General features: G+C 43.5%; 9 protein-coding genes. 8 read left to right on the top strand and 1 reads right to left on the bottom strand.

The genetic code is table 11. The features are described from left to right. Positions 1-75: 75 nt before the first annotated feature. Complete coding sequence (locus ACFSJE_RS07940; protein ID WP_379830455.1) at positions 76-528, bottom strand: GAF domain-containing protein; 453 nt, start codon at positions 526-528, stop codon at positions 76-78. A gap of 129 nt (positions 529-657) precedes the next feature. Between ACFSJE_RS07940 and ACFSJE_RS07935 the strand changes: the two genes are divergently transcribed. The 8 genes from ACFSJE_RS07935 (at position 658) to ACFSJE_RS07900 (ending at position 12,138) form a co-directional block, all read left to right on the top strand. Further along, positions 658-1,044: an HYC_CC_PP family protein gene (locus tag ACFSJE_RS07935; protein WP_379830454.1), complete on the top strand. Its 387-nt coding sequence runs from the start codon at positions 658-660 to the stop codon at positions 1,042-1,044. Positions 1,045-1,136: 92 nt separating this feature from the next. Next, positions 1,137-4,874, top strand: a complete 3,738-nt coding sequence (locus ACFSJE_RS07930; protein ID WP_379830453.1) for an efflux RND transporter permease subunit — start codon at positions 1,137-1,139, stop codon at positions 4,872-4,874. Beyond that, on the top strand, positions 4,871-6,091 hold the full coding sequence (locus tag ACFSJE_RS07925; protein WP_379830452.1) for a TolC family protein: 1,221 nt from the start codon (positions 4,871-4,873) through the stop codon (positions 6,089-6,091). Before ACFSJE_RS07930 ends, ACFSJE_RS07925 begins: the two co-directional genes overlap by 4 nt. Positions 6,092-6,107: 16 nt before the next feature. Next, positions 6,108-6,443 (top strand): heavy metal-binding domain-containing protein, encoded by a 336-nt coding sequence (locus ACFSJE_RS07920; RefSeq protein WP_379830451.1) that lies wholly within the window; start codon positions 6,108-6,110, stop codon positions 6,441-6,443. Positions 6,444-6,473: 30 nt separating this feature from the next. Beyond that, positions 6,474-7,025, top strand: coding sequence for a helix-turn-helix domain-containing protein (locus tag ACFSJE_RS07915; protein WP_379830450.1), 552 nt, complete (start codon positions 6,474-6,476; stop codon positions 7,023-7,025). Positions 7,026-7,195: 170 nt separating this feature from the next. Then, on the top strand, positions 7,196-9,697 hold the full coding sequence (locus tag ACFSJE_RS07910; RefSeq protein WP_379830449.1) for a heavy metal translocating P-type ATPase: 2,502 nt from the start codon (positions 7,196-7,198) through the stop codon (positions 9,695-9,697). Positions 9,698-9,704: 7 nt separating this feature from the next. Continuing rightward, positions 9,705-10,412: a hypothetical protein gene (locus ACFSJE_RS07905; RefSeq protein ID WP_379830448.1), complete on the top strand. Its 708-nt coding sequence runs from the start codon at positions 9,705-9,707 to the stop codon at positions 10,410-10,412. 4 nt (positions 10,413-10,416) lie between these two features. Further along, positions 10,417-12,138 (top strand): efflux RND transporter periplasmic adaptor subunit, encoded by a 1,722-nt coding sequence (locus ACFSJE_RS07900; protein ID WP_379830447.1) that lies wholly within the window; start codon positions 10,417-10,419, stop codon positions 12,136-12,138. The last annotated feature ends 10 nt before the right edge of the window (positions 12,139-12,148 follow it).

Raw genomic sequence — 12,148 nt, 5'->3', positions numbered from 1 at the left:
AATTTTATAAGCGCACAAAATTACCCCTTTTGAACCTAAAAAGTGAAACGGTTTATCAACAAAATGGCAATAGTTTTACAGAATTTTGGCCACTTCTTGGTTGATGAATTCCAAAAAACGTTCATCTTCCTCCGTAAAAGGGTCAGGAGTGTTGGAATCAATATCGATTTGACCTACATTTTCCCCATTCACAAATAGGGGAACCACAATTTCAGCCTTCACGGTAATGCTGCAAGCAATATAATTGTCTTGGGCTGCAACATCGGGGACCACAAAATTTTGATTGCTCACGGCAACCTGACCGCAGATACCTTTTCCAAAGGGGATAATGGTGTGGTCAGTGGGCGCTCCGGCATAAGGGCCTAATTTCAGTTCGGGTTTGTCACCATTTTTAAAATAGAATCCTACCCAATCATAATGAGGAATATTATTTTTTAAAAGCTCGCAGATTTCACCTAAGCGCGTGTCCACGGATTTGGACTTATCGGAAACAATGGATAGTATTTTAGGTTGAAGAGAGGTGAACATAATTTTTTTTTGCAAATGTATTGAATCGTGATTTTGTACGACATACAAACTGAAACTTACAAGTGTCCAAGGTTTAATCTTCTGTTAAACAAAGCAATAAATTGATATATTTTGTAGTTTTGTAGTCAAATGAAGCAGATTTTTCATCAAATAGTATCCACAGTAATGGCTCTTTTGGTCTTGGCTTCTACCGTTTCCTGGACGGTAGACAAGCACCTTTGCATGGGCCGGGTGATGGATATTTCCCTTTTCTCACATGCGGATGATTGCGGCATGTCACAAGACATGGAAAAATCTTGTTGTGATGATGAATCCTTCACCATTAAAGGTCAAGATAACCTTAAAGTGACTTTTGATGATTTCAGTTTGGACCAACAGGTCTTTCTGGTAAGCTTTGTCCAAACCTATTTTCAACTTTTTGAAATTGATTCCGAGGAGTCCAACTTATTCAATGAATATAACCCGCCCCCATTGATACGGGACGTGCAGGTTCTGGACCAGACCTTCCTTATTTGATTTAGCATAGATTGAATGAACCCGACCGAATAGGTTGGGCTAACGTGTTTACACGTGTTTTTGTATCAATCTAATGTCTAAATCAAACCCATATGCTGAACAAAAGCATTAAATTTTTAATAGATAACAAGTTGGTGGCCATCCTCCTCCTGCTATTTTTTATAGGCTGGGGTACGGTCAGCACACCCTTTAATTGGGACACTGGTTTTCTGCCGAGTAATCCGGTTGCGGTGGATGCCATCCCAGATATCGGGGAAAACCAACAGATTGTTTTCACCAAATGGCCCGGACGGTCCCCTCAAGATATCGAGGACCAAATTACATATCCATTAACGACCTCTTTGTTGGGCATACCCGGGGTGAAAACCATTCGGAGTTCCTCCATGTTCGGTTTCTCGAGCATCTATATCATTTTTGAAGAGGATGTGGAATTTTACTGGAGCCGAAGCCGGATTCTGGAAAAACTCAATTCCCTACCCAACAATTTATTGCCCGATGGTGTGAACCCAGCTTTAGGGCCTGATGCCACTGCTTTAGGGCAGATTTTCTGGTATACCTTGGAAGGCCGTGATAAAGATGGAAATGTAACTGGTGGTTGGGATTTGCAAGAACTGCGAAGCGTACAGGATTACTACGTAAAGTATGCCCTTTCGTCTGCATCTGGAGTTTCCGAAGTGGCCTCTATTGGCGGCTTTGTGCAGGAATACCAGGTGGATGTAGACCCTGAGCTGATGAAGCAGTACAATGTGGGCTTGGACCAAGTGGTAAAAGCAGTAAAGCAAAGTAATAGGGATATTGGAGCACAAACGTTGGAAATCAACAAAGCGGAATATTTGGTGCGTGGCTTGGGCTATATCAAATCCTTGGATGACATTAAAAATGCCGTAGTCTCATCAACTGATTACACCGCCATAAGAATTAAGGATGTGGCCCATGTCTCCTTGGGCCCGGCTGTGCGTCGTGGTATTTTGGACAAAGAAGGTGCCGAAGTGGTCGGTGGGGTAGTTGTGGCCCGATATGGCGCAAACCCCTTGGAGGTCATAAACAATGTAAAGGAAAAGATAGGAGAACTTAGTGCCGGACTTCCATCCAAACAACTGAAAGATGGAACCACTTCGCAACTCACCATCGTTCCCTTTTATGACAGAACGGAACTTATCCAAGAAACTTTGGGTACTTTGAATGAGGCGTTGACGCTCGAAATTCTTATCACCATTTTGGTGATTGTGGTCATGGTGTTTAATCTTAGAGCCTCCATTTTGATTTCGGGACTCTTGCCGGTTGCTGTGCTCATGGTGTTCATCTCTATGAAACTATTTGGTGTGGATGCCAACATTGTGGCGCTTTCAGGTATCGCCATTGCCATTGGAACCATGGTAGACGTAGGGGTGATTCTCTCCGAGAACATCATCCGGCACATGGATGTAAATGACCAAAACTTATCCATCAATGAGGTGGTGTATAATGCCACAGCTGAGGTTTCGGGTGCCATATTAACCGCTGTGTTGACTACGATTATCAGCTTTATTCCAGTTTTCACCATGGTGGGCGCTGAAGGAAAACTTTTTAGGCCGCTCGCTTTTACAAAAACCATGGCATTAACGGCATCCATTATTGTGGCGCTGTTTCTCATTCCGCCATTTGCGGCCATCATATTTAAAAAGAAAAATCGAACGCCCATCTTCGCTTATGTTTGGAATGGTATTTTGATTGCCCTAGGATTGGTGGCCATCGCTTTCGGATATTGGTTGGGCTTGGCCTTAATCGCCTTTGGTGTTTCCGGTATCCTAGGAGTACGTCAAACGCTGGACGGAAAACAAGCCAGTATGCTCAATGTGGGTATCTGCGTGGGCACTATTGCCTTCTTATTGGCAACCTATTGGAGACCACTTGGGTTTGATCGTAGCATTGCCATCAACCTGATTTTTGTAGGATTGATTTGCAGTGTATTGTTGGGAGTGTTTTACTTGTTCAGACAATACTATAGCCGAATTCTAAAATGGGCTTTGGAACATAAATTGATGTTTCTTTCCATCCCTACCGTAATCGTTGTATTTGGATTTTTGATCATGCGGAATACGGGTCAGGAATTTATGCCATCCCTGAATGAAGGCTCATTTCTATTGATGCCGACTTCATTGCCACATGCTGGGGTTGAAGAGAACAAAAGGGTGGTTCAGCAATTGGATATGGCCGTTGCCACCATTCCCGAGATTCAAACAGTCGTAGGTAAGGCCGGAAGAACGGAATCTGCTTTGGACCCTGCCCCACTTTCCATGTACGAGAACATCATTCAATATCGGTCCGAGTACCAAAAAAATGAAGCAGGGAGTCCGCAACGGTTCAAGGTGAATTCTGATGGTTATTTTGAATTGCGCAACGGAAAAGTGTTGGCCAATCCAAATTTGGAGGTGAGCAATGAAGAAAAGTATGCTCAAAATCATGTTAGTGAGCCGTTACGTATCGATAGGAATTTGTTGATTCCTGATAGTGACGGGGAATATTTCCGAAACTGGCGTCCCGAAATCCAAAGTCCAGATGACATCTGGAACGAAATAGTGAAAGTCTCTAAATTGCCTGGAGTCACTTCGGCACCTAAACTACAGCCCATCGAGACGCGTTTGGTGATGCTTCAAACTGGGATGCGGGCACCCATGGGGATTAAAGTTAAAGGTCAGGATTTGAAAGAAATCGAAAATTTTGGCCTACAATTGGAGCCCATTTTGAAAGAAGCGACCGGGGTCAAGGATGAAGCGGTTTTTGCAGACCGAATCGTGGGTAAGCCTTATCTCCTTATCGATATTGACCGTGAAAAACTGGTTCGCTATGGTTTAGTAATCGAAGATGTACAGCAAGTATTGGAAGTGGCCATTGGGGGGATGACGCTGACCCAAACTGTGGAGGGTAGAGAACGTTATGGAATCCGGGTGCGCTACCCCAGGGAACTTCGGGAAAACCCCTCCGATTTGGAAAACATATATGTTCCTGTACAAAAAGGAAGCCCTATTCCCTTAAGTGAATTGGTGACTATTCGTTACGAACAAGGACCCCAGGCCATAAAGAGCGAGGATACCTTTTTAGTGGGTTATGTACTTTTTGATAAGCTTGATGGCTATGCCGAAGTGGACGTGGTGGAAAATGCCCAAGCCAAGATTCAAGAACAGATTGATAGCGGGGAATTGGTGGTGCCCAAAGGTATTAGCTACCGATTCACAGGTACTTATGAGAACCAGCTGCGGGCCAAGAAAACCTTATCCGTGGTGGTTCCACTGGCGTTATTGATCATCTTCTTGATTCTGTACTTCCAATTCAGGTCTGTAGCGACCTCCTTTATGGTATTTTCTGGGATTTTGGTGGCCTTTGCAGGGGGCTTTTTAATGATTTGGTTCTACGGTCAGGATTGGTTCCTCAATTTCAGTTTTATGGGCGAGAACCTCCGCGACCTTTTTCAAATGCACACCATTAACTTGAGTGTGGCGGTGTGGGTTGGATTTATTGCCCTTTTCGGAATCGCAACGGATGATGGGGTGGTGATGGCTACCTATCTCACCCAAACTTTTGACAAGAACAAACCGGACAACTTGAAACAAATTCGAGCTTCGGTATTGGAAGCGGGAGAAAAACGAATCCGTCCATGTTTGATGACCACAGCGACCACTATTTTGGCACTTTTACCTGTCCTTACTAGTACTGGAAGAGGAAGTGATATCATGATTCCGATGGCCATTCCAAGCTTTGGAGGAATGTTGATTGCCCTGATTACCTTATTTGTAGTGCCTGTATTATTCAGTTGGAAAAGTGAATTGCAACTTAAAATGCAAAACCGATGAAAAAGAGAATCCTATATATAGTTTTTACGCTCGCAGCCTTTGGGGTAAATGCCCAATCGTTGGAGTTCTATCTTCAGGAAGCAGCGCAGAACAGTCCCATGATCCAAGCTTTGGAGCTACGCTACAACATTGCCAAAGAAAAGGTGAATGAAATGAACACCTTGCCCAACACCACCGTTGCTGCTGGATATTTTGTGAGTGAACCAGAGACCAGAACCGGGGCACAACGGGCTAGATTTTCGGTATCGCAAATGTTGCCTTGGTTTGGAACCATCACGGCACGGGAGAATTATGCCAGTTCCATGGCGGAGACGGAATATGCCGAAATTGTTATCGCCAAGCGAAAACTGGCGTTGTCATTGGCGCAATCCTATTATAATCTCTATGGGATTCAGGCCAAGCAAAAGGTGCTTCAGGAAAATATAGAACTGCTCAAAACTTATGAAACCTTGGCGCTGACTTCAGTTGAGGTGGGAAAAGCTTCGGCGGTAGATATTTTAAAACTTCAAATTCGCCAAAACGAATTGCAACAGCAGAAGGAGGTATTGGAACAATCCTACTTGGCAGAACAGGCTGTTTTCAACAATTTGCTGAATCGTGAAGAAAGCATTGCTGTGGAGATTGTGGAGGAAATGGAAATTCCGGAGGACGACCCCATGCTGAACAAGGACGATTTAAGCTTAAATCCAGAGTTGCTCAAATACGACCAATTGTATGAGTCGGTTGCCCAATCAGAATTGCTGAATCAAAAGGAGAATGCCCCAAGCTTTGGGATTGGGTTGGACTACATTCCTGTTTCGGAACGGGAGGATATGGTGTTCAGTGATAATGGTAAGGATATTGTGATGCCCATGGTCACGTTTTCCATTCCCGTTTTCAATAACAAATTCAAGTCGGTCACCAAACAGAACGAGCTTCGTCAAAAGGAAATTGAATTTCAAAAAGAGGAGCGATTGAATGTTTTGGAGAATGCTTATGCCAATGCTATTTCTCAACGGAATCAGGCACGTATCGCCCATCAAACCCAAGCAAAAAACCTAAATCAGGCGAAGGACGCCGAAGAAATCTTGATCAAGAATTATGAGACGGGCACCATCAATTTCAACGATGTATTGGATATTCAAGAGCTACAATTAAAATTTCAGACCAATCAAATACAATCTGTGCAGTTGTATTATTTGCAATCTGCCATCATCAATTATTTAATCAACAAGTAATTTAATTTTATTAAAAATGAGAACAAACATCAGAACAATTATCGGAATTGCATTTGCATCAGCCTTGGTACTTATTGTATCCTGCAAAGGAAAAACAGAGGAAGCCAAGGAAACATCCACGGAGGCGACCATGGAACATGAAGGTCACGACATGGATAACATGAATCATAAAGGCCATGATATGGAGGGTATGGAGACTGCTAAAATGGAAGGTAAGGAGTACACCTCAAAATATGTTTGCGTAATGCATTGTGAGGGCAGTGGAAGTGATGAAGAGGGAAAATGTCCTGTTTGTGGTATGGCTTATGTGTTGAATGAGGAACACACGGCAGACGGTCATACCCATAATTAAGTAGAATTGCAACGTTCAAATTGTACCACTATGCGTATTAAAGTCAAAAATATGGTGTGCGAAAGATGCAAAGGTGTCCTGAAGAACGAATTTCGGCATAGTGGCATTGAAGTGGTACAAATTGACTTGGGCGAAGTTGAATTCAAGGATTCGGCTATCGGCCAAATAGAGCGTATTCGGGAGATTTTGACCAAGAATGGTTTTGAATTGATTGAGGATGTGAATCAGACGTACATCGTGGATATCAAGAAACACTTGATCAATGCTTTGGAGAACCGTTCCGACCAAAATCTCTCAGAATACTTGGCCAAAAAACTGAATAGAGACTATTCGGCACTCAGTAAAATGTTTAGTGCGAAAGAGGGGTTGACCATTGAAAAGTATTTTATCCTGCTCAAAATGGAGAAGGTAAAAGAAGAGGTTCAAATGGGAACCAAAACATTCTCAGAAATAGCCTACGATTTAAACTACAAGAGCAGTAGTCACTTGGCCAAACAGTTTAAATCAGTAACTGGGATGTCGATGAGTGACTATAAAAAGGTGCAAGAGTGGAACAGGAGGCCGTTGGACCAAATTGTATAAAAGAAACCCAGAATTGTAAAAACCTTCCGACTGGTATTCAGCTAGTTTTGAATAAAAAACAAAAAAGATGAAACCGATATGATCTAAATAATCTTTAAATACGGCAAACAATGATTATTTAGGTCATCTAAGGTTACATGTGACCATTGAAAAACAATAAAAACAAGCACATGAAACATACCTATCACATACACGGAATGAGCTGTAATGGTTGTAGAAACCATGTACAAGAAACCCTATCAAAAGTTGATGGGGTTACCGGGGTTGAAGTCAGTTTGGAGAAGGCTGAGGCCTCAATCGAAATGAAGGAACATATTCCCATTGAAACCTTCGAGGAAGCACTGAAGAACGATGGAGGCGGATATACTATTCATGCGCGTGGTCACCACCATCATCCACCAAAGAGAGAAGAAAAAAAAACGGTTTCAAACGGGAATGGCACCTTTTATTGCCCCATGCGATGCGAAGGGGACAAAACCTACGACGAACCAGGAGACTGCCCGGTATGTGGTATGGATTTAGTAGAGGAACAGAACACGGCTACAAGTTCCAAACAACAATGGACCTGCCCCATGCACCCCGAAGTGGTGGAAGATGGCCCTGGTTCCTGCCCCATTTGCGGAATGGATTTGGTTCCGATGAAACCAGAAGCTAGTGCAGAGGAGAAAACCTATAAAAAACTGCTCAAAAAGTTTTGGATTGCGGTAGGGTTTACGCTTCCTATTTTCCTGATAGCCATGAGTGAGATGATACCCAACAACCCATTGTACAAACTAATGACACCCAGGTATTGGAACTGGGTACAGTTTGGGCTATCAATCCCCGTGGTCTTTTACGCTACTTGGATGTTTTTTGAGAGAGCCTACCGAAGTATCAAAACATGGAACCTGAACATGTTCACCTTAATTGGAATCGGTGCCGGTGTGGCATTTGTGTTCAGTATATTGGGACTGTTGTTTCCCGGGTTTTTCCCAGACCAATTCAAGACCGAATCTGGGGCGGTTCATGTATATTTTGAAGCAGCAACTGTTATCCTTACGCTGGTGCTTTTAGGTCAATTGTTGGAAGCCAGAGCGCACAGCAAAACCAATAATGCTGTAAAGGAATTGTTGAAATTGGCCCCCAACAAAGCCGTCAAAATTGTGGATGGCGAGGAGGTTGAGGTCAGTATCGATGACATTGAAAAAGGGGATATCCTCCGGGTAAAACCGGGAGAAAAAATTCCTGTAGATGGCATTATCACTGAAGGGGAAACTTCTGTGGATGAATCCATGATCACAGGGGAACCCATTCCCGTTGAAAAAGGAGTCGATGACAAGGTCAGCAGCGGCACCATTAATGGAAATCAATCTTTTTTGATGAAAGCTGAAAAAGTGGGTAGCGATACATTGCTCTCACAAATCATTGATATGGTAAATCAAGCCAGTCGAAGCCGGGCACCCATTCAGAATTTGGCGGATAAGGTATCAGCATATTTTGTTCCCACAGTGGTGATTATTTCCATCATCACATTTGCAGTTTGGGCCATTTGGGGGCCTCAACCTGCCTATGTTTACGCATTGATCAATGCAATTGCTGTTTTAATCATCGCCTGTCCTTGTGCTTTGGGGCTCGCAACACCAATGTCGGTGATGGTCGGTGTGGGTAAGGGCGCCCAAAATGGGGTGCTTATTAAAAATGCAGAAGCCTTGGAGAAAATGGCTGATGTTGACACCTTGATCATAGATAAAACGGGAACCATTACCGAAGGTAAACCCACGTTTGACCATTTGGAAGCCTTTTCAGATGACTATTCAGATAGAGATTTGTTGCAATACGTTGTCTCGGTAAATGCCAATAGTGAACACCCTTTGGCGCAGGCTACCGTAAATTATGGTAAGGAAAAAGATGTCAAGACTCTAAAAATGGAGTCCTTCAATGCCGTCACGGGAATGGGGGTTGAAGGGAAGATAAAAGATGCTAAAATCCATTTGGGCAACCTCAAATTGATGGAGAAAGCTGAGGTGGAAATTTCCGAAGACATGAAGGAAAAGGTCAAAAAAGCACAAGAAAAAGGGAAAACCGTTTCTTATTTGGCCATAAATGGAAAGTGTCATGGCTATGTGGCCATTGGAGACAAAATAAAAGAAACCAGTGCCAAAGCGATCAAGGCTATTCAGGAGAAGGGAATTTCTGTGATTATGCTCACCGGGGATAATGCCAACACGGCAAAAGCGGTTGCCAGTGAATTACATTTGGATGATTTTAAGGCCGAAACCTTACCCGAAGATAAGATGAAAGAGGTGGAGCGCTTGCAAAACGAAGGAAAGGTAGTGGCCATGGCCGGGGATGGCATCAACGATGCTCCAGCACTGGCCAAGAGCGATTTGGGCATTGCCATGGGCACTGGAACGGATGTAGCTATTGAAAGTGCTATGATCACTTTGGTAAAAGGAGACCTTCATGGCATTGTCAAAGCACGGAATCTTAGTGAGGCCGTCATGAAAAACATAAAACAAAACCTATTTTTTGCATTGATCTATAACACCGTCGGTGTGCCGGTGGCGGCAGGGGTGCTCTATCCCTTCTTTGGGATTTTGCTCTCACCCATGATTGCTGCCTTGGCCATGAGCTTCAGTTCAGTATCGGTGATAGCCAATGCATTGCGACTACGAACTAAATCAATCGACTAAAACTAAAATGGTAAAACGAACAACAGCGGTTAAGATTAGAAAGGCCCACCGATATTTGGGGCTGTTTTTGGGGATTCAATTCATCATGTGGACGGCCAGCGGCCTCTATTTCAGTTGGACCGACATTGATGAAATCCATGGGGATCATTTCAGGAATATGGATTATGAACCTGAGGCTTTTGATGGTCTCATTGGACTTTCACAAATCAATCTACCCGCTAAAATAAGTTCGTTGCGCTTAAAGGAAATAGGAGGGAAACCTTACTATTGGATTAATAATGAATTTTTGGTCGATGCTAGGGACGGAAGTCTGAAAAATGGTATTTCGGAACAGGAAGCACTGGCGGTTGCCCAGAAACAGATGTCACCTGAGTTAAAGGTGAAGGAGGTTGTGGTGATTCAAGAAACGGACAAGCACCACGAGTATCGGGAGCGGAAATTGCCAGCTTATGTGATTTCATATGAGTCCCCTGAAGACATCAAGGCCTATGTTTCGGTGGAGGATGGTTCTTTTCAAACCGTTCGACACCGGAATTGGCGTTGGTTCGATTTTCTGTGGATGACCCATACGATGGATTATGAAAGCAGGGACGATTTTAATACCACCGTTCTTCGTGCCTTTTCCCTTATGGGATTGATTACTGTATTGAGCGGATTTTTGCTCTGGTTTACCTCATCGCCAACGATGCGGAAAGTTGTAAAACGAAAAAAATAATAGCATGAAAAAGGAAAATATCATTTATATCGGTATCGCAGTTATAGTGGGCCTACTGGCCGGATACCTCATTTTTGGAGGTAGCTCCGACACTGCAATGAAAGAGCAAGAACATGACCACAGTACGGAGATGGCTTCAGGCGAAATGTGGACCTGTTCAATGCATCCACAGATTATGCAGCCAGAACCGGGATCTTGCCCCATTTGTGGTATGGATTTAATTCCAGCTGATGCTACAGGGGAGGGATTGGCGTATTCTCAGATTAGTATGACGCCAAATGCTTTGACTTTGGCTGGTGTGGAGACGGTAACTGTTGGTGTTGGAAACACCGATGCGGGGAATGTAAAACTTTCAGGAAAGGTTGCCGTCAACCAAGAATCAGATGCTGTTCAATCCGCCTATTTTAATGGGAGAATAGAACGCTTGAACATCAATTATGAGGGCGAAGAGGTGAAAAGAGGGCAGCAATTGGCTACTATTTATTCCCCTGAATTGGTATCGGCACAACAAGAATTGATTACGGCACTGAAACTAAAATCCACCCAACCAGCTTTGTACACCGCAGTGCGGAACAAATTGAAACTGTGGAAGTTGTCTGAGAGCCAAATCAATCAAATTGAGACCTCGGGGAAAGTTGTTGAAAATTTTCCGGTGTACGCCAATGTTTCCGGAGTGGTTTCTTCCATTATGGTGGAGGAAGGTGATTATGTGAAAACCGGTTCACCTTTGGTGAAAGTGGCTAATTTGAATTCAGTTTGGGCCATTTTTGATGCCTATGAAAACCAGTTGGCGCTGTTCAAAAAAGGACAAACGCTGGAGGTATCTACGAAGTCCTATCCCAATGAAACGTTTCAGGCCACCATTTCATTTGTGGACCCCTTGCTGAACAACTCGACCAGGACTTTGGAAGTTCGAGCGGATTTGGACAACAAAAAAGGGCTGTTGAAACCGGGAATGTTTGTAGTGGGTGAAATTAAGATGGACACAAAGTCTTCGGAGACTGTTTTGACCATTCCAGAAAGTGCGGTGTTATGGACAGGAGAACGTTCGGTTGTATATGTGCAGCCAAACCTATCTGAAGCTGTTTTTGAGATGCGCGAAGTGGCTCTGGGAAATCTAAGTAATGGAAGCTACGCGGTGATTTCAGGTCTTGAATCCGGGGAAGAAGTTGTGGCCAAAGGAACCTTTACCGTGGATGCCGCCGCTCAATTACAAGGTAAAAAATCCATGATGAATAAAAGTGGTGGGGCAACTATGACCGGGCATGAAGGGCATGGAATGAAGATGACATTTTCTGAAGATTTTGAAAGTGGATTTAATGCGGTCATTGACTCTTATCTTAAGCTAAAGAATGCTTTGGTGGATTCCAATACCAATGAGGCAAAAAAGTGGGCCCGCGAAGCATCACAAAAAGTACAGCACCTAAAAACCATGGAAATGGATGATATGGGGATGACCCATATAAAAAAAATTGAAGAATACCTTTCCAATATCTCAGGAGAAAAATCCATTGAAGAACAGCGTAGCCATTTTGTGTTTTTGTCTGAGAATATGATTCTGGTTGCCAATCAAATGAAAGGATTGGACCAAAAACTCTATGTGCAGCATTGCCCAATGGCCAATAACGAGAAAGGAGCCAATTGGTTAAGTGCTGAAAAGGAAATCAAAAATCCGTATTATGGCGAAGACATGCTTACCTGTGGGAGCATTGTGCATACGTGGTAAGTTTGCTTAT

This window comes from Flagellimonas iocasae (genome assembly GCF_042682725.1).
GTDB classification, from domain to species: Bacteria; Bacteroidota; Bacteroidia; order Flavobacteriales; family Flavobacteriaceae; genus Flagellimonas; species Flagellimonas iocasae.
Note: the sequence above shows the minus strand (reverse complement) of the source record. Positions and strands in the feature narration are given on the sequence as shown.